We start from the raw sequence: 23711 nt of genomic DNA, 5'->3' as shown, positions 1-23711 counted from the left end.
TCGGACGAGTGCGACTGCGTGTCCTCGCTGCCCGCGAGGTCGTCCGGCTCCTGTGCCTCACCCGGGCTGTGTGACGCACCGTCGAGGTCGCCGTCCAGATCCTCGGACATCTCGGTATCACCGGAGGACGTGGAGACCCCGGACATCGACATGTCGTCGTCGGATGCGGCGGCTTGCACGTAGTGGCGGGATTCCAGCCACGGCTGGAGCATCGCGGTCAGGCGCTCGGTGAGCTGGCGCCGGACGGCACCGGACAACGAGCTGAGAGCTGGCTCCTCCCACAATTGCTGCCGGTTCCTCAGGTATTCGTGTGCCAGGAGGTCCGTCAGCCGGCTGTCGGACTCGGACAGCTGGCCCGAAGAGTCCTCCTCCTTCAGGGCCCTCTCGACCTGTTCGAGCTCCTGCAGCCAATTCTGCCGCGCGCTCACGTCCACGAAAGGCGATGCCGTATCGCGGGGGTGGAACCCCTGCTCCAGCGCCACCACAGCCTCGAGCACCGCCTCCCGGCTGACTCCGGAAGACGCGGCGGAGGGCATCCCCTGGGACGAGGGGAGACGCAGCACATACTTCCACGCCTGCTCGGACAGCGCGGCCTGCGCCATCGGCGACGGCGGCCGGCCCTCACGCGGCTGGAGGTGCCACGTCAGGTCGCGCAACAGTGTCCGGACGGGCTTCTCCCACGGCGGTTCGCCGTGGAACTGCCCGACCGTCCGGTGAAGCGCCGCCAGCGCCGCGGCGGACGGCCGATCGGCATGAGCTCCGTCCTCCGGCTCCAGCACACTCAGGAGGCCCAACCGCAGGTCCTCGCCGAGGACACCGGTCTCGATCGGCTGGTGGAGCGCGGACAGCAGCTCCTGACCGCGCTCCAGGTCCTGCGGAGTCCAGTCGGCCCGGGCCGTGCGGTCCATGTGCGCCAGGTACGTCCGGACGCTCTCGCCGAGCAAACCGGCGGCAACCAGCCCGTCGAGCTCCCCCGCGTCCATGACATCGCCGATCGGGAAGCCGCCCGGCTGCCCGCTCCCGCCGCTCCCCGACCCCGACGCGCCGCCCGCACCGGACCCGCTCGCCTGGCCGGAGAACTGTCCCGGAGCGGGGGTGCTGCCCCAGGACGCGCCGCCCACGAGACGCTGCTTGCGCTGCTCCTCCGTGCCGATCCACGACGTGACGGTGTCCGGCGCGCCGTCGATCAGGCGGGCCTGCTCCGTCGTCAGCTCTACCTTCTCGCCCTCCAGGAAGGCCGCCCGCTGGTCGTCCGTGAGCACGTCCCGCAGCTCCCGCGAGAGGGCTGCGAGATCTTCCTTCCGCTGGTTTTCCGAAGCCTGCTTCGCCGCCTTGTGCGCTGCCTTGGGGCCCTCCAGGAACAGCGCCTCCTCGACCTGCTTGACCGCTGTGACGCGGCCCGTCCGACGGCGGTCGGCCTCCGTGTCGGTGCCGATGACCGGCGGCCACTTCAGGATCTGGGACACCAGCCCGGCCCGCTTCTCCGCGCTGAGCGCCACCAGCTTCTGCGGGGTGGTGCGGTACGCGTCCGCGACCTCCTTCAAAGCCGCGGGCACCGCTCCCAACTCGCCTGTGAGCCGCACCAGTTCGACGGCGTCCAGCCCCGTCAGGCCCAACGACCGCAGGGCGTACGGCACACCGTTGAGCCGGCCGGCGAGCGCCGTGAGGTCCGGCAGCGCCTCCCCCGGCAGCGCCAGGTCCCAGGCGAGACTCGTCACGCCGCCTTCGGCGTAGGCGGGCGACCGCGTGTCGGCCTCGTACGGAGGCGGTCCGGCGAAGGTTTCCCGCCACGCGGCGACGCGGGTCCTCACCATGGACCCCTGGTGCCTGTAGAGCGTCAAGAGTTGCCGCCGGCCACCGATGAAGCGGAGGAAGCCCTGGAGGGACTGCGGCAGGGCGTCCTCGGAGGAGGCATCGTCCCAGAACTGGTTCTCCGCCGTGGCGAGGGCGAACAGCCACTGGCGGAGGTGCCCGCCGGACGCCCCGAGGGCCGCCATCTCCTCCCGCACGTGCCGCACCAGCCGCTCGTGCGGGCGCGCCGATGACAGCGGGCCCTGCTCCGCGCGCAACGTCCGCAGCTGGTCGGGGAACAGGTGCACAAGATGCTGGGGGTCGACGTCCAGATCCCGCGCCACCCGGTAGAGGTCCTTGGCGACGGGCATGCCCAGTTCCCCGGCCAGCGCCGGGATGTCGGTCGGCACCCGCTCGATGGACCGGCTCAGTTCCGCCAGGTGCGCCATGCTCCGCACGCCCAGGTCGCGCCGGAGCTGCATCATCTGCTGCGGGTCGAACCACGCGTACCGGCTGAAGTCCTGGAGGCCGGCCGGGGGCAGGCCCATCTCCCGGGCCAGTTGCCGGGCCTCCTCCCCGGAGTAGGTGGGGTGCCGGTAGCCGGGCGGCTCCTCCTGGGGCGGCGCGGTCACCTGCGAGGGCGGCTGAGTGGCGGGCTGCCCCTCGGTGGGCTGTTGCTCGTGGGCGAGTGCGTCGGTCTGTTCCCCGGTCGCCTGCTCCTGTTGCCCGGTGGCCGGCGTGACGGCCACGTCCGACGGCTGGGACTGCGCCTGCTCCCCCTGCGCGTTGAGCTTCATGACGAGGCCGTCCAGCGACGGGAACGGCTGCTGCTCTGCCTGCCCCTTCTGGCTGTTGAGCTGATCGATGAACTTTTGCAGCGGCGAAACCGACCGCAGGTCCTCATCGGTCACCTGACGGCGGATGGCGGGCTTCTTGTCGCCGCTCGCCTCGTCGCCGATCGCCTGCTGCTGGACGGACTCGTCCGCCACCGCGTGGTTCCGGGCGGACTCCTCCCCCGCCACCTGCTCACCGGCTGGCGTCTCCGCCGTGAGCTGGTGGTGAAGGGTCTCCTCCTCCAGTTTCTCCAGCAACTGCATCGCACGGCGTGCGAGATCGTCCGTCGATGTGTTGCCTTCCGGGTCGTCGACGGACGGCTTGCTCCCGGTATCGGAGACAGACTCCTCGCCCGGTTCGTCGGCAGGAGTGGAGACGGTGTCGTCCGCCGTGCTGCCCTTCGGGATCAGCACCGAGAAGACGTCGTCCCGCAGCCCCTCGCCGGGCGCCTCGGTGCCCTCCGTCACCTGCTGCTCCGTCGGCGTGGCCGCCGTGGGGTCGGTCGGCGTGGCCGGGTCGGTGAGCTGGTCGGGGTCGGGTGTGCCGGGGATGTGCTCCGGTTCGGTGTGCTGCTCCTGCTCGGTGGAGACGATGGGCGGCGCCCCGTCACCCGTGTCGCCGTCGTAGTGGTTGGTGCCGTTGTAGCGGAAGACGACGGGGGCGCCGGTGGGCGGGCCGATCGGTGTGTCGAGGTCGTCGGTGTGGGGGCGGCTGACGTGGATGCGGGCGTCGAACGCCGCCGCCAGGATCGGCAGGAGGAGTTCGCCGGAGTGGGGGGTGGCGAAGGCGTTGTCCCAGGCGTTCACCGTGGCGCGCAGGGAGGAGAACTCCGTTTCCGTCCAGCCGGAGGCGTGCTCCCAGGCGTAGTCGGAGAAGAGGCCGAGAGCGTTCTCTGCCAGTGCGCCGAGGAACTGCCGGACGGTGGCGGTCTCCGTCGGTGCGGGGAAGGAGCTCTGCGCGTACTCGTGCGCGATTTCGCGAGGCATGGGCGGGCGCCCGTTGACCAGGCTCTCCTCCCATGCGTTCAGCCAGGACTCCCGGAGTGTCTTCAACTCGTCGATGTCCCGGAAGCGTTCGGCAAGTTCGTCCCGGGTCGCCGCGCCCGACGAACTCCGGTGCAGGCGGACCATCGAGTCGCTCGCGAGCAGGGGCGGCATCGTGCGGACGTCCTCGGTGAGGAGGCCCATGACGTGGCGCTGCATGAGACGTACCGCGCGGCGGAACGGCGATCCCTGCGCGTGATGGTCGAGGGCGGCCGCGCGGAGCGCCTGCGGGTCGCGCAGCAGGGCGTCCACCTCGGGGTCACCGTCCAGGTGGCCGAAGCGTTCGAGCTGCCGGCGGACGTGTTCCGGGGCCCCGACGAGGAGCGAGGACAGCTGGCACCAGCCGTCCTTCGGGACCGGCAGGGCCGTGCCGGGCAGGGGAGTGCTCTGCTGCGGGGTGGCAAGGGCCTGTTCCGTCGGGGTGCCGCCGGACTTCACGGGAGTGGCGGGAGCCGCCGGGGCCTTGCCCTTGCCGGTGCCGCCGGCCGGCCCGGAGAGCTGCTGCGTGCCGTTCGGCGGCTCCATGGCCCGTGTGGTGCCGGACGTCGCCTTCCCGCTGTCCGTGGGCTGCGCTGTGCCGGTGCCGCCGCTGCCGCCGGGGGTGGCGTCGCCGCCGCCCGGCTTCTGCGGCCGGAGCAGCTTGACGGTGTCGTCCTTCACCAGGAGCGTGATCTTGGGCCGGGCCGGCAGCGACGGGCCGGGGGGACCGAACGGGCTGTTGGCGTGGAACGACTCCACCGGTACATCGGGGCGTACGAGGTCGGAGTCGACGCCGTAGAGGCCCGACACGAGCAACGGCACCAGGTAGGCGTCGGTGGGTTCGCGTTCCTCGTGGCCCGCGCGGCGCTTCTCGTCGTGGGCGAGCCGCTCCAGCTGAAGGGCCATCAGCTCCACCCGGGCAGGGTGGGGCAGCTCGACGTTGGTGTGGAGGGTGCCTTCCTGATCGAATTCGAGCTGATGCTCCGGCTTCAGCTTGAGCCGTGCCGCGTCGAGGTCTTCCTGGGTGAAGACGTCCCGGCCTGGCTCCGGCTGGAGCAGGGTGTTGCCGGTGTCGTTGCTGTGGTTGATCCAGGACGTCTCGTCGGCGCCGTCCTCCCGCAGCCGCTGGGCAAGCGCCTTCCGCAGGCTCCGCGCGATCTCCAGCCGCGTTCCGCCGTGCGCCGGGTCGAGCAGCTCGTGTTCGAGCGGCTTCCCGGTCAGTGCCAGGCCGTCGGCGGCGAGGTCCTTGAGCCCCTCGTAGACCGAGAGGAACAGCCCCTCGCCCTTGGTGGCGTCCGGGTCGGCGGGGTCGTGCGGGTCCACGACCCCGTAGACGGTGCCGTCCGGGCCGGTGTACGTGACCGGGGAGCCGGGGTCGGTCGTCTCGTTCTCCGTGAACAGCTGCGGCTTGTCGCGTTCCTCCAGGTACTCGACGGCCCGCTGTACGGGGTCGCCGTGCTCCTTGGCGAACTCCTTGACGAGCGGCGGGACGGGGAACGACGAGGGCTGCTGTTCCTTGGCGAAGGCTGTGACGGCCGGTTCCACGACGGCGGCGCGGGTCAGGCGGTCGATGGTCTCCTGATGCCGCGTGATCTCCTCCGAGGCGGTGCGCCGCGCTTCGGAGCCGGCGGCCGCCGTGTCATGGGCCTTCCGGGCGGCGCTCAGCGCGGCCTGTGCGTCGTGGAGACGGCCCGCGAGGTCGTCGGTGGCCGTGATCGGGGCGCCGCTGAGCAGGTGCTGCACCTGCTCCTGGACAAGGTCTTCGGTCTCGCCTTCCCCGGGCCGCTTGGCGGCGAACTCGTCGAGGGCCTTGCGGATCTGCTCGGCGGTCTTCGCCGCCTGTTCGTAGGCCTGCTCCAGGTAGGCCAGCTCGGCGGGGCGCAGCACCACCAGGTGCTGGGCGGCCTTCTTCTCCTCCTCCGGGGCGGTGGCCGTGTGCAGTGCCACAGCCTTCTCCGTCTTGTACTTCGTCCTCTTGTCGCTCAGCGCCTTGGCCAGCGCGTCTTCCTTGAGCATTTCGCGCAGGGCGAGGTGGGCCGGCGGGACGGCGCTGCCGGCCCACAGACCACCGTCGGACCGGGCGGTGGTGACCAGCTGGTGTACGTACTCGTCCTTGAGGAGCGCCGGGGACCGGGGCGTCGTCGCGGTGACGTTCTCGCCGGTCGGCCTGGCCAGCGGACGGCGGGTGGCCTTCTCCTCCTTGTCCCAGGTGTAGGGCGTCGGCTTGCTCGCGTCGTCCCGGTCCTGGGGGGCCTTCTGGTACCAGTCGAGCTGTTCCTGGGCGCTCAGCTGCGCCTTGCTCAGCTCCCCCAGCAGGCGTTCCGCCTCGTCCCGCTGCCCGGCCAGTTCGATCTCGTGCTCGACCAGGCGGAGCAACGCCGAGGAGTAACTCGCTTCGAGGGGGTGGGGGGAATCGTCGGCCGGTCCCTGCCCTGCCTGGCGTGCCTCGCGGAGGATCCGGTACAGCTCCTCGTAGCACCGTTCGACGCGGATGACGGCTTCCTCGTACTGCTGGTGAGCCTCGTCGACCTTCTCCCGCACGTCCTTGACCTGGTCGTACGCCTCGGTGAGGGCGGTGGGGAAGTTGTCGTCGTGGAGCAGTCCGAGGTCGCGGAGCACCCGCTCGGGGATGAGGACGGTGACGCTCTCCTCGGAGGAGAAGACGGTCATGGCCGAGTTCTCGGACGTCGTGAGGACGTCGTTCAGCAGTTCCTGGGTCTTCTCGTCGGGGTTGTCGGCGCGCTTGGCGGCGGCCTTGATGGTGTCGGCGATACCGGCGAGGGCGTCGATGCCTCCCTTGACGGCCTTGTCGACGGCGTCGACGCCCTTCTTGAGCGCCTGCTTGGTGACCGTCGCCTCGACGTGGAAGTCCAACGGCACCCGGACCTTGATGAGCCGCTCCGCCTTGGGGGACAGGGTGGAGTTGAACGCGTTGGTGGTGGCGTGCTGGGTGCTCGTGGTGTCGCCCTGGGCGGGAAGCGCGCTCATGGCACGGGAGTTGAGGGGCACGGGCTGCGCGTTGTACATCGGCATGGCCGCGGGGACGACGCTGCCGCTGACGGTGGAGCCCTCGTTCTGCTGCTCCGAGTCGGTGATGCGCCGGTCCGAGGCGAGCGTGACGTTGTCGACGGCACCGAGGATCTTCGGATGGGCCCGTCCGGCGCGCGCGTGGACGGTGACCGCGCCACGCTCGGTTCCCAGGAACGAGCCGCCCTGCACCGTGGGCTGCTGCCATCCGTCCCGGCTGAACATCTCCGGGAACACCGCGCGCAGCGCGGGCGAGGAGTTCTGCTGGGCCACCTGCCGGGCCGCTCCGGTGCCGGGCCGGGTGAGGCTGCTGTTCCCCCGCACGGACAGCTGCTGCGGCGCACCGGCCCCGTCGGAACCGGTGTCCTTCGACGGCTTGGCGTACTGGATCTTCTGCCCGGCGGCGGTGTCCAGTGCCGCCGTGATGTGCTCCTGGAAGTGCCCGCCGCCGACGATGCCGTCGAGGACGATGACGTCCTGGTGTGCGAGGGCCTGGGTGAGCGCGGTGTGCCGCGCCTGCCACTGGTCCGACGACGCGGAGCCGGTGAGCTGGATTCCGGGGTGGGGGGAGCCGATGGGCGCGACGGGCTCGTCCACCGGAGCGGAGGGGGGTCCCTGCGCCGTGTGCTGCTCGGTGGTCTCCGGCGCGGAGGTGGTCGGCTCCTGCTGCGGGACGGTGGGGTGGCTCTCCTTGGCCGGGGTCAGCAGCAGTTCCGGGTGGAGATGCGTCAGCGCGCCGACGGGCTCGGTGACGGAGACCTGGTTGCCCTTGGTGTCGGTGTGGGTCAGCTCGATCCGGTAATCGGCGAGGAAAGCGGCGAAGGTGCCGCTCACCGAGAGGGAACTGGTGACGTCGATCGTCTGCGAGGTGGTCTGGGTACGGCTCTTCGTGGCGGTGACGGTGCCGGTGAGCGATGCTCCGACCCCCGCCGTCCCGGCGGGGGCCTTGCCGTCGGGGCCGTTCGGCTGGCTGAGCGCCGTTTCCGTGGAGGTGAGGCCGAGGCTCTGGGCGACGGAGTTGGTGACGTTGCGGGCCTGGGTGAGGGAGAGGGCTCGGTCCTCGTCGACCGTGACGCCGTGCCGGAGGCCCTGGTAGACGAGCTTGCCCGGCACCAGACGCACGCGCAGATCACCGTGGGGAGTGGTGATCACCATGCCTTCACGGACGAGCTGGTAGTGGTGGGCGCTGTTGAGGGCGTCCGATGTGAACAGGGTGAGGACCTGGACGCGGGTCTCCCCTTCACGGCCCAGCATGCTCTTCGGCAGCGCCTTGCCGCCGCCCAGCTTCTCGGCGAGGGCGTCCAGCGCGTGTTCGGCGTCGAGCATGCCCCGGAGCGAGACGAACGAGGACGTGGCCGAGGGCGGCAGCCAGAGGGACGGCTGCGGGAGCGCGGGCAGGCCGTCGGTGATCAGGCCCAGCTGCTTCGCGTCGGCGAGGTCGACGAAGGTCTCCGCACCGCCGCGCACCACGGCGCCGCCGAAGCCCGTCTTCGGCGTGGCGGAGACCACCGAGCTCACCGGATCGAGCGATTTCAGCCGCACGGCGATGTCGAAGCCCACCGACTCGATGCCGAGGCGCACCTTGCGGCCCGTCCGCGTCTCGCCTAGACCGGAGCTGAGGGTGAGCGTCTGGGAGACCCCGCGGGTGGTGCCGCGGTTGTACAGCGTCAGCAGCGCGGCGAGGCCCTGGCTGACCTGGATGCTGCCCGGCTGACCGACGTTGTAGGCGGTGCCGCCCGTCAGCTGCCCCTGCACGTTGAGCGTGGTGGTGGCCGAGGTGCCGTGGCCGATGCTGAGGGAGCTGGGAACCCCGTGCTTGAGGTCCAGCCCGGAGTCGACGACGGCGAGGACGTACGGGCCGCGGATCCCCGTCCGGACCGCCATCTCCATCTGGTCCCCGAAGACCCCGTTGTTCGGGAACACCGCGACGATGTTGCCGGTGGCCGGGGAGATGTTCTCGAACTGCCGGGTGATCAGCTGCTGTGCATAGGTGCCGGAGGTGGCCAGCGCCTTCTTCAGGGAGCCGGACATCGGGCTGAGCACGTTCCCGGCGACGGTGACCAGGTCGTCGGTGTGGACCAGTGGACGCAGCGGCACCTGGAAGAGGGAGGCCAGCTGCTGATGCTGCCGACGGGCTCCGGTGACCCAGGTGCGCGCTTCGTCGTGCGTCAGTGTCCTGACGTCGCGCTGGGCCGGCTGGAGCAGCGTGCCCCCGTCCGGGCCCAGGGACGGCGTCTTCAGGACCGGGAGCGGCTCGGAGGGCGTCTGGTACAGCGGCCGCAGGTTGGCGGGCATCAGGCTGTCGGGGTGGTGGACGTGCGCCTCCACGTCGATGACGAGGGTGCCGTCGTCCTGGGTGCTCAGCTTCACCTCCCCCGGGGCCACGTTGAACAGCTCGCGGGTGAGGGCGCGCGCCCACCGGCGTGCCTCGGCGCGGTACGTGGCGTTGAACTTCAGCTTGCCGCGGTACAGGTAGAGGTGGGTGCGCTTGTCCGGGGAGACACCGAGTTCGGTGCCCATACCCCAGCCGGTCTCCGACTTGCCGGCGTAGGTCTTGCCGTAGCTCCCGGTCAGACCGGCCATCACCAGGTTGGAGTTCGCGACGGGCTTGGCACCCCCGTCGACGCTCACGCCCACCTGCCAGCCCTGCTGGGTCTCGGTGCTCGTCGAGAAATCACGGCCGCTGGACAGGCTGCCGCCGGTGGCGGTGCCCGTCACCAGCCCCAGGTACTCGCTCTGCACCATCTCCAGATGCGCCGTCACCAGCATTTCGGCGTGCCGCAGACGCCCCTTGTGCCGGAAACCGAAGGAGATGCCCGACGACTTGTGGACCCACTTGCCGTCGACAAGGTGGGGCCGCCCCTCCAGGAGCCTGGCGAGGAGGGTGTCCATCCCGTACCCGTACAGATGGATACGCCGCTGGTTTCCTTCGACCTCCAGCTGGGCCGTGTTGGGCGAGGGGAACCGCGGCGGCTTCGGCTTCAGCCCCATCGCCTTCGCCAGGCGGTGGTTCGTCAGGTGATGGCCCCCTACCCGGAGGGCGTACGCCACGTGCTGCGCCTTCTTGCTCCGGGCGACGGCCAGCCTCCGCACCCTGGCCTGGTCGTGTCCCCGCACCGCGTCGTTGACGCTCTTGAGGATCTTGGCCGGCAGCGGCTGCCTCGGCACGGAGTCACGGACAAGAGCGTTCCGGTCCAGGGGCAGCACGGGCAGATCGAAGGGCATGCCCGTGGGTGTCGAGGCCGACGTTCCGCCGGGGGCCCGCAACGTCTGTTCCACCGGTGTGCTTGGGGGCGTGGGTGCCGACGACGCGCCGGAGACCGACAGGTCCGGCAGCGAGTGGGTGGAGGAGGCGGCGACGGTGCCGGTGCCGGTCGGCAGGTTGAACTCGGTGCGTGCCCGCTTGAGCCGCGGCTGCCCGGCCGCCTTGTTCCGCAGCCGGTCGAGCGTGCGGGCCAACTGGTCGGCCATATGCGACTTCCGCCGCGTCGGGGCCGTGGTGCTGAGCGTGCTCTCCGTGATGCTGGCGAAGTGCGCCGTCGTCAGGAGCGGGGAGTGGCCGCTCTCCAGCCCTGTCGGGCGCGGCGGCTCGGGGAAGCGGCTCGGGCCCGACTGGTTCGCGCGCGCCAGTGCGGTCGGATCGAACTGGCTGATCCGGAGGTTGCTGTCCCAGCCCGTCAGGGTGCGGGCGTCGTGTTCGGAAAGGCGCAGCAGCGCGTGGGCGGGCAGGGTCGTCGTGAGCCCGCCCTGTCCTCCGCCGTGCGCCCCGGTCCCCTGCCCGGTCGTGTGCCCTCCGGTCCAGGACACGTCACGGCTGGTGAAGCCGGTCATCTCGTAGCCCGGCGTGAACGATGCCTTCACGACCAGCTGGGCTTCGTACAGGCCCAGCACGGACTTGTTCGACAGGCCGTACTGCGTCTGGGCCTTGTCCGACACGTTCAGCGCGTGGGTCCGCCCGCTGCTCACCGTTCCGGTGAGGGCGGCCTGGGCACGGAACGCGGAGTTCTCGGAGGGGCCCGCGGCGGCGTTCAGGGTGAGCTGCGTGGTGGTCGAGCGGGTCTTGTCGACACCGATGGCGGCGTTCCGCTGGACCTTGCTCTCGCCCTCCACCTGCCTGACGAGCTTCAGGGGCACGTCACGGTCGATCGCCACGGTGTACTCGAAACGCCCGATGACCCGGTTGTGGCTGTCGTGGATCTGGACCACCTGCACGTTGCCCTGCAACGCCGGCATGAGCTTCTCGTGCATCGTGTGCGCGGCGAAGTGTTCGAGGAGCGTCGCCATTCCCGGCATGACCGGCTCCAACCGGGCGTGTATTGCGCCCACTTGAAGAGCCCAGTCGGTGAGTTCCGGTGTGACCACGAGGTGGTCGGCGACGGCCAGGTCGAGATGGCGGCCCGGACGCACCGTGAAGGTCTTCGGGAACTTCAGCGGAGTACGGGACTGCTTCTCCGTCAGCGTGTCCGGCACCCGCCACTGGAAACCGCTCCCGACGGTGAGCCGTACCGGGGCCCCCGCGTTTTCCAGCCGCCCTCCCTCGCGGAACGCGTAGGGCTGGACCTCGAAGTCCACGTCGTTGACGTAGGTGTGCGAGGGACCGCTCGAACCGATGGCGCGCTTGTCGGTGACCTTGACGGACAACGTGGTGGTGTACGCGGTCTGACGGAAGTTCAGCGTGCCGCCCACGCTGCCCATGCCGCCGAACCCCGGGCCCGACGTCATGCCGAAGTTCCCGCCGAACTGCACCGTGGCAGGGTTGACGTAGGCGCTGCCGGCCTTCGCGGTGCTGTTGGTACCGCCCTTGACCTTGACTTCCTGCGGGTCCGCGTAGCGGCTGTACGCGCCGTGGTTGGCGGCGCTGACGGCCAGGACCTTCTTCGTCCCGTCAAGGGCCGTGTACGTCAGCAACACGCCGTCACCGAGTGAGGTACGGGAAGGCGTCCGGACCGCACCCGCGTCACCGGGGGCACTCTTCGCGTCCAGCTTGCCCAGGTGGGGCAGGAGGGTGTGCGGCCGGTTCCGCATGACGTCGACGAGGTCCTTGCGCAGTGCCCCGCTCTCCCGGGCACCGATGTCGGTGAGGCCGTTGACCAGCTGCTGCGCGACCTTCTCCGCCTCACGCAGAGTGATCTTCGTGCCGCCCACGAGGGAGGCGTGCCGCTCCAGGCTGCTGTCGTCCTCGAAGACGTCCGTGCCCGCCTCGCGGGTCGGCCAGGTGCCGCCGCCCGGCGTGTGGAAGAAGACCGGCCGGTCAGCGTCGAGGTGCTCGACCGGAAGGGCCTTCATCGTGCTGTCGTCCACCGACTTCGGCGGGGCGCCGCTCTCTTCGCGCGGGGCGAACGCCACATAACGCTGCAGCGCGCGCAGGTACTCCTGGCGCCGCGCACCGACCTGGCGCTTCCACTCCTCGTATGCCGGGCGCGTTCCTGGCTTTCCCCAATGATCCAGGAGGAGAACGTATCCGCCGTACTCCTGCGCGGAGGTCTCCGACTCCACCCACTGGCGGATCTCGTCGTCGGTCAGCGTGCGCGGCTGCTCGGGCGTGGCGGGCTTGGAGGTGTCCGTGGTCGTGGTGGTGTCGCCGGTGGTCGCGGCGGCGACCGTGGCCGTGACAGCGCCGCTGGTGCCGGCGGCGCCCGTGGCCGTGGCGTCCTGGGCGGACTCCGCCGTGGATGTCCGGATGCCGGGGTACCAGGTGAGGTCGTCGATGTTCCGGGGCGGGAGACCGTGCTCCTTGCTGAGCTGGTCGTACGCGTCCTCCACCCCGGCGACCGTGCGCTGGATGTGGCGGATGGCCGAGAGCGACGCGCCCTGGAACTTTCCGCCGGTGTGCCGGATGATCACCTCGGGGGCTCCGGTGTCCCCCACGGTCTCGTGGCTGCCGTCCTCGTCGACGAGGGTGACGCGCAGCTTCAGCTCCTTGGCCACGGCCTTGGCCGCCACCTTCTCCAGCCCGGCAGGCCACGCCTCCCCCTGGATCAGGTGGTTGACCAGAGCCCGGTAGGCATCGCCGGCGAGTCCGGACGGCTGACGGCCCTGCGCGACGAACGTGCCGTGTGCCTGCTCGTCAAGGGTGATCCCGGCGGCGTGCAGCGTCTCGTCGCTGACGAGCTCGTCGCGCAGCTTGACCTCGCCGATGAGAGAGCCCGAGACGGCTGCCGCGATCAACGCGAACAACGAGGTCGCCTGCTGGACGCCTTCCGGGGAGCGGTACTGCCGCGGCGACACCGTCGCCAGCGCGTGGGACAGCGCCTTGGCGAAGCCCGCGCCGCCCGGTGCGGCCTCGTGGAGCAGGTAGGACTCGCCGTCGGGGGCCGCCAGCCGCTTCCCGTCGGACGTCACGCGGTAGTGCGTGGCGTCCGCCGACGGCGCGCCCACCACGTCGAAGCGGACCTTCCGCTGCCGCTCCTCCTCGGCGAGCGGGGCGCCCGGCTCACGGAGGATGGAGAGGGCGTGCTGCACCACGGCGGGGGCGGGCATCAGATGCGGGAAGGCGTCCGCGTCCTGTCCGCCGACCGTGGCGAGCATCTGCCGGAGACCGATGGTGGGGCGCAGCATCCGCCCGTCGGGCCGCAGATCAATCGAGGTGAAGAGCGAAGGGCCGCCGCCCGAGGAGCCGGCCCGCTCCGGCGTGCCGGTCCGCGCGCCGGGCGGCGGGGTCCGCGGCGCGGTGCCCGGCGGGTCGGCCGGCTGTCCCGTCGTGGCGTCGTGCCACACCACCGTGCCCCGGTGGTTGACGGCGTGCAGCTTCGCCACGGTCCCGTCGTGGAGCGCGCCGACGACGTACGAGACCGCGCCGGGGCCTGCGGTCGTGAGGGTCTGCTCGACGGCCGGGACGAGGGCGGCCGCCTCCATCGGCTGTCCGTAGGCCAGTTGGTGGCGCCGGGCCTGCCAGTCGGGGTCCTCCGACCGGACCGCGAGGCCCTCCGGCAGCAGGAAGGGGAAACTGTCGGCACCCTCACCCAGCTTCTTCAGAGCGGACGGCGGCAGAAGCAGCGTGCCGTTGGCGTCGAGGTCGATGGCGGCGATGTCCACCTTGCCGACGGCGTCGGGGCCCGCCTTGTCGACGGCGGACAGCAGATCGAGCGGGTTGACCGGGGTGAGAAAGTCCCCCGGCTCGAACCAGAAGACCGTGCCGCCGAGGTTGACGGCGTGCAGCTCCACGGCTGAGTCGTGCCCCGGAAGCTCCGCCACCACGTACGAGTTGGCGCCGTTGGAGCCCCAGAGCCGCAGGTTCTCCTCAATCACCGCGACCGCCACCAAGGTGTCGTCGAAGTGCGAGCCGGCGGCCAGACGGATGCGCTCGGACTCCCAGGCAGCGGAGCCGGGCGCCGGCGTCGGGGCGCCGAGCCCGCTTCCGGCGTTCCCGTTCTGCTGTACGGCCCCCTCGCCGGTGGGGAGCCGCCGGTCCTGGGGCGTGGGCCGTCCCCGGTCCTGTGCGGAGGAGGCAGACGAAGTGCTGCTGCCGGGGTCGTTCACCCCGGCGGTCAGTGGTCCCTTCTTGCTGGTACTCGGCGCGCCGGAAATCTCCGACGTCGCAGGGGCCGGGAACCCGGGAGGGGGCGTCAGGAACCCGGGAGGAGGTGTCGGGAATTCCTCGAATCCCGCAGGGGGCACGATTTCACTGAACCCCGCAGGGGGCACGATTTCACTGAATCCCCCCGAGAAGGTAGAGGTGCCGTCGCCCTGCGGCAGTTCCTCGGTGAATTTCTCAAGGTCACTGGATGTCATGCGGTCGAGGAGGGAGTCACCCAGTTGCTCGTCCCAGGCGGGGATCAGATCATCCACGACCCGCTCGGTGAACGCTTTCATGTCTGCGAGCAGGCCCTCAGGGCTTTCGAGCGACGTGCCTGTGGCCGTGACGTTCTCCGTCAGCTCACGGAGTTCTTCATACGCTTGGTCGGCTTTACCGGCGGCCCATTTGCCCAGATCGCGGGTGCGCCGCAGCGCGGGCTGCGTGGCGGGGGACAAGCCCGTGTCATCGCTCTCGAGCACGTAGTCCTGCGGACGGTCGAGGACAGACTCCACCTGCGACTTCAGCTTCTCCCACTGCGCGACGGCGCTCCGGAAGCTGTCTTCGGGGCCCGTCTTCAACTGCCCCGCCAGGGCTTTGAAGCCCTTCCAGAACCCCCGGTACTCGGGGTGCGCCTCGCGCTTCCACGACGTGGGGCGGAACAACTGCCACTCGCCGTACTCCTGCGTTTCGACGTCGTAATCCAACCCGAGTGAGGCGCCCTCGTTCCGCGCTTGCTCAGGGGTGAAGACGGAGACGGAGGTGGTGGCCGCCCACACCTCCAGACCGGCCGCATCCGCGGCTTCCTGCCCCGAGGTCACCCCTGCCTCGTCCTTCGCGCCTGCCATGCACACCAGAAGAACGATCTGCGGCAACGGCTTCGGCTTCGCCAACGACCCCGGCGACGATGTCGCCTGCTCCTGCGGTTTCAGCAGGTTCACCAGGCTCGGCCGGTTCCGCACGGCCGTACCCAGCGCTCCACCGGAACCCAGGAACGTGGACTGGAAACCGCTCTCGTCGATCACCAAATCGACCTGGCCGGGCAGGCCGTGCGTCATGGCGAAATACAGGGAACGGGTCGTCTGCCACGGCACCTCGCTCCAGATACGCACCGGCGGGCCTTCGCGCGCCTCGACCCGTACGTGCGCGAAGCGGCCGTTCGACAGATCGAGACCGCTGTACTGCTCGATGAGCCTGGCGGCCTCCGCATCCGAGTGGAACACCCGACCGATGTGAAATTTGGCCGAACCATCGGCGTCCTTGGTGATGAACCGCCGACTGACGAGATCTCCGATCTTGACGGGTACGGGCGCTTCTCCGAACTCCCCCTCCAGCCGCAGGCACAGGCTCTCGTCCAGGAAAGCGTCATTCTCACCGGGAAGACGTAGGGAAATCTCGATCCTGAGCCCGCTCGACGGCCCGTCCTCCAGCTCGGACAGCGACGGTTTCACCTCGTTGACCTGAAGGCTCTCCAGCTTCAGTGGCGCACCGCCCTCCGGCGTCGTGGTCTCCAGCGCCGTACTCAGGTCCCCCCTGAATCGCCTGGCGATCTCGGCGGCCAGCGTCCGGGCGGTGTACACCCCACCCTCCGAACCGGCCTTCGACAGAGAGCCGTCACCGAAAACCTTCACCTCGGCGACAGGAAGCGCGGTCCCCCGCTCCCGTGTGCTCAAAGCCAGGTGCGCCATACGCAACGCGATCTCGCCGAACGCGCCCTGCGTCCCCTCGGTCAGCAAAGCGGTGTAGGGCACCGGGTATCGCTCCCGTACCTCATCGGAACCCGACTCCACCTGCTCCGATACCTGCTCGGTGGTGGACAGTTGGGAATGGTCCTGGACCGTGGGCTGCTGATCCTCGCCGGCGGGCTGCGGTTCCGGGCTGCTGGGCGGCTCGTTCGCGGAACCCTGGGAAGGGAGTTGGGTGAGTTCGGTGTGCTCCGGGTGCTCCGTGGATTGGTTGTCGAGCGGGTCCCTCCGCGTCCCGGCAGCGGACTTCACGGAGGAAACCTGCTTCTCCTGCCCCGGGGTGGAGGAGTTGTCGTCCCGCGGCGGTGCGGAACTCGCCGACTGCTCCCCCACGGGCGCGAAGCTGACCTTCCGCTGCCGCTCCTCCTCGGTGAGGGGGGCGCCCGGCTCGCGGAGGATGGAGTGGGGGCTCCCGGTCCGGCTTCCGGGCTGCTGAAGGCTCTGCTCCAGCGGGTGCTGTTCCTGAGCGTCGGACGACGCGCCGGAGCCGGCGGACCTCCGCAGCACGTGCCCCGGCCCGTTCCCTGCCGACAGCGTGGAGCCGTCGGAGCCGGAGACAACGGATTCTTCGTCCTCGTCGGCCGGAAAGGAGGGAAGCTCCGCGGAGGTCTGGGGGTCGTTGAGCGAATCGCCCAGCTGCTCGTCCCATGCGGGAATGAGCTCCGCGTCGATCCGCCGGGCCAGCGAAGCCATCTCCTGCCGCAGGGTGTCCCGCTCAGGCACCGAGTCCACGGACTCCGCAGGCGGGTTCCGGAGCAACTTGCCCAGCTCGCCGATCTCCTCACTCGCCCACGCCGCCAGTTCGCGGGTGCGGCGCAGGGCGGGCTGTGTGGCCGCACGCTTGGACTGATCGAGTTGGCCGTCCCCCACGGTCTCGGCGTGCTGGAGCGGGTGCGTGAAGAGGTGCTCCTCCAGCTGCTCGCTCAGCCCCTTCCAGTGTGTGGAGATCATTTCCCTGCGGGTCGGCGCGTCCAGCCCCCGCATGCCGGAGCCGTTCCCGGGGCCGCCACCCAGCAGTTCCTCCAGCAGACTGACGCGCTGCACGTGCCCGTCGTACTCCGGGTGCGCCGCCTTCTTCCACGAGGACGGCCGGAACAGCTTGAACTCGCCGAGCCGCCCGGTCTCCTTGTCCGCCTCCAAGCCGAAGGCGGCGCCCTGGAAACCCTTCGTCCCATCGGGGATCTGCGCGACATTCGTGGTGCCTGCCCAGAACGCAATTCCCGCCCGGTCCGCGGTCTGCTGGGCCAAGGTGACACCGGGCAGCGTTTCGGCTCCCGCACGGCATGTGACCAGAAGGCCCTGCGGTAGCTTCGCTCCGGCCTTCGCCGCCGCCTCCCGGAGGTCCGTGAAACTCTTCCGGTCACTCACGACGTCTCCGAGGGCATGCCCCGAACCGACGTACTCAATGGTGACGCCGTTCTCCGTCACCGCCATATGGGCCTTGCCGGGCTCCCCGTGAGTGATGACCAGGTAGAGGTAGCGAGTTGATTCATACGGCACCGAGCCCCACCGGAGAATCTTGAGGGGTTCGTCGACTGTGCCACCGCTATCGAATTCGCTGTCCGAGCTGTCGTCAAACGGCGCCAGATGCGCAAAACGTCGACTTTTCAGGTCGAGTCCGGTGTATTCCCAGGCAGAACTGCTGGATTGTTCCACCCCGTCGAAGACTCGCCCCTTGTATTGATCGGCGATGCCACCGGGCTTGAACAGAGCCTTCCGTTGATCGAGACTGCCGAGCTTGACCGCTACCCGCTGTTCCGTCCTCCGTGACGTCAACCACACCTCACGGCCCGGGTGGATGAAGTGGTCGTTCTCACGGAATGCACGCAGGGCGATCTCGGTACGGAAGTGCCCTTCGGACGACGACGGCTTCACCTTGATCCGGAAGTCCGACCCGGTCAGCGAGGAGCCCTCCGTCCCCCCTGCCTTCCTGAGCTCGCCCTCCAGCGCGCGCAGCAGGATTCGGGTGACTTGGTCGCCCAGTGTTTTCCTGGTGTGCATCTTGCCGCCGGAGTCGCCCAATTCCAGGGCCCCTTTGCCGAAAACACGGACCTCGACTTCGGGCAGTCGCTGGCCTTCCCGCTTGGCCTCCATGGCCAGGTGTGCCAGGCGCATGGCGGCCATTCGGACCACCTTCGCCGCCTGCCTTACAGCGCTGCCACCCTCGTCATCGAAGTGCGCGGTGAACGACTCCGGCTTCGCCTCCGAAGACGCATGACGACCAGGGCCCTCATTGACGAATACCTGCCGGAGGCGCTGTGCCAAGGAGCCGAAGCCCTTACGGCCCGCTGCGGACCTGACGTGCCATTTGTCCATGTCCCCGGACTTGGCATCCTCGGAACGGGAAACCTCGGAGGGCCCTCGCAGAAGCGCCGTAGCCGCCTCTTTCGGCGTCTTTGCCGGCGGGCCGTTCTCCTCCGCCGCCGATCCCTGCCGCAGCTTGTGGGACCAATCGCGCAGGACGGACTGCGGACTCAGGTCGGGCCCTGACGCCGGTCCACCGGAGGTGGGCAACTTCGCCTGAATATCGTGCAGTTTGCTGATGAGCAGGTCCAGTGGCGAGCCCGCCGGAAGACCGGGCGGAATCCCCGCACCGTGGTCTTCCGGGTTCGTACCGGCTTCTTCCCCCTCCTTCCGCTTCAGAGCGGATTCGTCCGTCACCACCTGGTTCTGGACGGACTCCTCCCCCGGTTCCTTGACCACTCCGGGGTGGTCCTCCTGCTTCGCGCCGGAGGTCTCCGCGAACTGCGCCAGCCGTGCGTCCAGTTCCTCGGAAAGGGGGCGCGCCGGCTCCTCGGTGTGGTGAGCACCGTGCCGGGCGAGGGCGCCCTCGCCGGGCGCAGTGGCCGTCCGATCGCCCGCCGCCGGGGCGTGGTCCGCACCGTGTTCCCGCTGGTGCCGGAGCCAGTGTTCGGCGTTGAGGTCGTCGGGGCCCCACAGCCCCTGGTACGTGGTGAACCACTCCTCGCGGGCTTCGAGGCGCTCCAGGTCGTCCTTGCCGATGCCATGACCGGCGGCCGAGTCGTGGAGGTCCTTCAGCCAGCCGTCCATCCCGGCCGTGGCGCCCAGCTCGAAGCCGAAGCGGTACGGGAGTTCGTCCCGCAGGCTCGCCAGCCCGTCCTCCCAGGTGGCCAGCGTTTCGGACGAGGTCGCGGAGGTGGGCGCGTCCGGGACCTGACCGGGCGCTTCCTGCGGGGAGGCGTCGCCGCTCGTGTCCCCGCCCTGGCCGACCGGCTCGCTCTTGGTGGCGAACAGCGCGTCGAACTGTGCCGTGACCCGGTCGGCGTGCTCGTTGACGAAGCGGTCCACGGCGTCGCGCGGCGCGGCCGGCATCCGGACCTGGGCGAGGTGGGCGGCTTCCTGGCGGGCGGCGTTCTCCGCCACGTTCCGTGCGAGGGAGAGCGCCAGCCGGTGACGTACCGCCTCGGGGCGGGTCATCTCGCTGATCAGCTGGTCCGCGCCGTCGGGGTCGCGGTGCGGGTCGTGCGCCCAGGCGTCCAGCCGCTGGTGCAGTTCGCTGCCGAGGGCGAGGATCGCGGTGCGCTGCGCCGCCCCGTCGGCCTCCCGCAGGTCGAGCTGGAACTGCTCCCGGAACTCCGGGCTCAGCGTCTCCAGGGCCCGCTTCCAGGTGCCGGTCGCGGCCTCCTTCACGGCCGCGATGACGTCCTTCGCCGCCGCCTCCTTGGCCATCTGGAGCTTGACCAGGTCCGGCAGCTCCTGCTCCCGGGCGGCGCGGCGGTCCCGCCACTTCTGTTCCCGCTCGTTCTGATCGCCGTGGCGCCGGGCGCTGCCGGGGTCGCCGAAGATGTCGAGCCGGTCTTGCCGGTAGGTCTCCAGCCACTGCTGCCGCAGCCGCTCCCGGCCGCCCTCGGAGATCCGCGAGTCCAGATTCTCCGACGGGGCGACCGTTCCTGCCGTCGCGTCGCGGTCGCCCGTCGTGCCGTAGCCGCGTACGGCGCTCGCGTTCACCGTCGTGGTGAAGCTGTGCTGCGCCTCGTCGTGGTGCGTGGCGTCCCGGAGCGTCTCTCCGAAGAGCTTCTCCAGCTCCGGGCGGGTGGCGTTGAGGTCGGCGAGAGCGGCGCGGGCCTGCTGGTCGACCGCGTCGAGGGTGAGCGCCCGGTCGGCCCGGGCCTGCCCGAACACGTCGTGCAGGCCGAAGAGTTCGGTGTCCATCGCCAGCGTGACGGCGTCGACGAGGCGCTGCGGGGACGCCGTCAGCTGCCCCCGGCCGAATTGCTCCGCGACGAGGGCACGGGCCCGGTGCTCGAACGCCAGCTTGGCCTCGTCACGGGCGCGTTCCCCCCGCGTACGGCGCTGCGGCGGCTCGTCCTGGCCGCCCTCCGCACCCTTCGGGCGTACGGTCTCGGGTGCGAGCAGGTCCAGCTGCGCCCGCCGCTCCGGCGAGAGGCTGCCGCGCCACTTCTCGAAGGCGTCGTCGGCCCAGCGGCCGGCCTGCTCCAGGGCGTGCTCGGTCACCCACTGCCGGTCGAGATGGGCGCGCAGTCCCTCCGGGGTGTCGAGGTGGTCGGGGCCGCCGTCGGCGATGCGGTGCCGGACGCGGTGCTGTTCCGCCTCGTACATGCGCGACAGGATCCGGCGGTTGAGCTCCTCGGAGTCCACCAGCCGGTGCCGGGCCCAGTCGCCGAACGCCTTCTGTTCCTCGGCGCCGCCGTACTGGGACCGCTCGTGCCAGTCGAGGAGATCATGGACCTGCTGCTCGCCGGGCGGGAGGGTGTCTTTGCCGAGCAGCTGCCCGGCCCACGCGTCGAAGCCGTCCTCGAAGCGCTGCTCACGGGCGGCTTCCCGCTGCGCCTGGGCGAGTTCGGCCTGGCGCTGCGCCGTCATGAGGTGGGACGTCTTCTCGGCCCGCTGCGTGCGGGCGTCGAAGTCCTTGGGGGCGGCCCAGGCGGGGGGCGACGACGGGACGTGCCCGCCACCGGCCGACGGTGCGACGGGCGTCCCCTCGCCGTCCTGTCCACCGTGTCCCGACGCGTCCTCGACGGGCCCGTCGTTCGCATAGGGCGGCGGCGCCAGGTGGCCGCCCCCGTCCGCCGACACCTGGAACCGCCCGGCGAGCGCCTCGTGCAGCTCCGTCAGGTACGCCTCGGACTCGGCATGGATCGCCGCCTCGTCGAGGCGGTACGGCGGCCTGAGGTTCCGGGCGGCCTCCAGCACCTGGAGTTCGGCCCACTCCTGACGTTCGCTGCGGGTCATCGGACGCAGCTGCCCGTCGTCGCCCGTGCCGCCGGAGCCGTCGCGCGCCCGCTCCAGCGTGTCGACCAGGTCGCCGGCCGACGACCCGGAGCTGTGATCGGGGGTGCCCGCGGCGGAGTGCGTGCCGTCCGTGGCGGTGTGCGGGCCCGTGGCGGAGTGGGCCGCGTGGGTGTCCGTGACCGGCGGCGTCTGCGGGGAGGTGCCGGGGTGTTCCGCGGTGACCTGCGGCGTCTCCTCGCTGCCTCCCGTACCGCTCTCGGTCCGGAAGCCGGTCGGCGGGGCGCCGGGCGGCGGCGTGCTGTGCGTGGCTCCGGTGTGCTGCTCCGTGGCCTGCCCATCGGTGGGCGTGTGCTCCGTGGACGCGGTGGTGACGGACTCCGTCGCCCCCGTGGCCGACGTCGCCTCCGTGGCCGAGGCGGGTGTCGTCGTCGAGGTGTCGGACGTGGTCGACGTGGTCGAGGCGGTCGAGGTGTCGGACGTGGCCGACGTGGCCGACGTCTTCGACGTGGACTCCGTGGCGGAGGCGACCGGCGGCTTGACGTCCGACTGTCCCGCGCGCGATCCACCGGCCGCGGACTCCTTGGCGCCGGTCTGCTGCGGGGTGGTCTCCCGCGTGCCCGAGGGGGTCTGCCCACCCGAGCCGGCGGGCGGCGCGGACCGCTGATTGCCCAGGTCCATGACCCGCGGGTTTCGGGGCGCATCGCCGGAGTGCAGCTGGGGCTGCGGCGCCTCGTGGGCGGGGGCGACGGATACGTTCGCCGGGCCGGTGCCGGTCTGCTGCCCGTCGGCCCCCGACAGGTGCTCGGTGCTCTCGGTGGGCACCTGGTACGCACCGGCCGACGGCGGGGCCGCCGCGGAGGTGGAGCCTCCCTGGTCCGCCTCCGAGCCACCGCCGCCCGACGTCGAGGTCGTGTCCGTGGTGCTGAGGGTCGAGACGCCATCCGCCAGCAGCGGCTTGGTGTCGTCCGATCCGCTCCAGGTGCCCGAGGTGTCGTTGGGCGTGGCACCCGAGGGCAGCCCTCCCCCGCCGCCCGTCAGCTTGTCCCACCCGGCGCCGATGGCGTGCTGCGCGGCCGGCATGACGTACTCGCCCAGCCCGCGTCCCGCCGCGCCGAGGACGGCGCCGCCCACGAACGCCTGCGGCTTCAGCTCGAACTTGCCCTCGTAGATGTACGTGACGACGCCGTCGGAGAGCATGTTGTTGACGCCGTCCAGCGTCACGCCCGTACCGAACCCCGCGGCCTTGTAGAGGAAGTTGCCGTGCAGGTGGTCGCGGAGCGCGTTGTTCAGCGCCTCGGGGACGTCCTTGGCGAAGAGCTGCGCGCCGCCCGCGCCCAGCTCCTTGGCGTACGGCTTGACGGCGTCCTGGAGGCCGTTCTGGAAGGCTTCGCTGCCGACGCCCTTCTCCCAGTGCGTGACGAGCGCTTCGCCCCAGTCACGGCCGAGCTTGCCGGCCTGGCCGACGTGCCCGGCCGCGCCCTCGGGGAACAGCTTGCCGCCCAGGTGCTTCTCGAAGAGCGCCTCGGTCTTGTCGGTGAACGCCTGGGCGACGGTGCCCTTCCCGCCGACGAACCCCTCACCGGGCTTGAAGCCCTTACCGAACCCGTGGCTGAACTGCGCCTGGGTGTTGCTCAGCAGGGAGCCGAGGTCCTTGGCGAGCGCGCCCCGTTCTTCCCTGGTGAGCATGTCGAGCATCGGGCCGGTCAGGCTGTGCTCCGTGGCGGCCGCGCCCTTGCCGGCCGTCGCCGCGCCCTTCTCGATGCCGGGCGCCACCTTGGAGCCCGCCCCGAGCAGGCCCTTGCCGAACTTGTTGGTCGCCTCGCCGCCGACCAGGTGGGTCAGCTCGGAGGTGAGCGCGCCCTTCGTGCCCTTGCCGATGGCGTTGCCGATCGCCTTGCCGATGCCAAGGCCGATCAGGTCGAAGGGGGCGGCGATGGCGCCGCCGATGGCCCCGGCGACGACGCTCTGCTTGAGCAGATTCGTGTCCAGGGAGTCGCGGTGGTGCTGGCCGATCTGGACTTCCTGAATGGTGAAGTCGGTGAGGAAGCCGACGCCGGCGCCGATGGCCGTCTGGAGCAGCACGGACTTCGCCAGCGCGGTCAGGAGCTGGAGGACGAACTCCCGGACCATCGCGTACTCGAAGCTCATGCCGAGCATCACGGCGGGGCCGAAGAACCAGCTCAGGAAAGCCGTGATCGCCATCTGCGCGATCATGGCGATGATCTGCCCGATGACCGACCACTTGGTGTGCTCGACGTCGGTGGCCGTCTTGTCGGCATTCTCCGCGAGCTGTTCGGCCTGCGCCGCGACCATGGCGAGGTACGGGTTCTCCCCGGCGCACATCTGGTTGACCAGGTTCAGGAACGACTCGGCGGTCGCGCCGCTGAAGCCCTCACTGATGTCCTGGGAGACCTTGACGAACTCTTCCTGGATCTGGTCGAAGTCCCCGCCCGTCCGGCGGTAGTAGTCCGCGGCCTCGCGCAGCTCGTCCTCGTTGGCCTGCGGCCATTGCATGCCCAACGCGTTGAGGAAGTTGATGACCTCCTGGCTGGGCATGAGGGCCAT

The 23711-nt window shown here is 70.6% G+C and carries 1 protein-coding gene (only partly in view); it reads right to left on the bottom strand.

Annotated features, from left to right (window positions below):
- Nucleotides 1-23711, bottom strand: the 5' portion of a protein-coding gene (locus tag OG422_RS25395) for a hypothetical protein (RefSeq protein WP_405745953.1). The gene continues 22840 nt to the left of window position 1, outside the view; 23711 of the gene's 46551 nt are visible here — the first part of the coding sequence; it begins with the start codon at nucleotides 23709-23711; its stop codon lies off the left edge, out of view.

The sequence above is a fragment of the Streptomyces sp. NBC_01525 genome, from assembly GCF_045040405.1.
GTDB classification, from domain to species: domain Bacteria; phylum Actinomycetota; class Actinomycetes; order Streptomycetales; family Streptomycetaceae; genus Streptomyces; species Streptomyces benahoarensis.
Note: the sequence above shows the minus strand (reverse complement) of the source record. Positions and strands in the feature narration are given on the sequence as shown.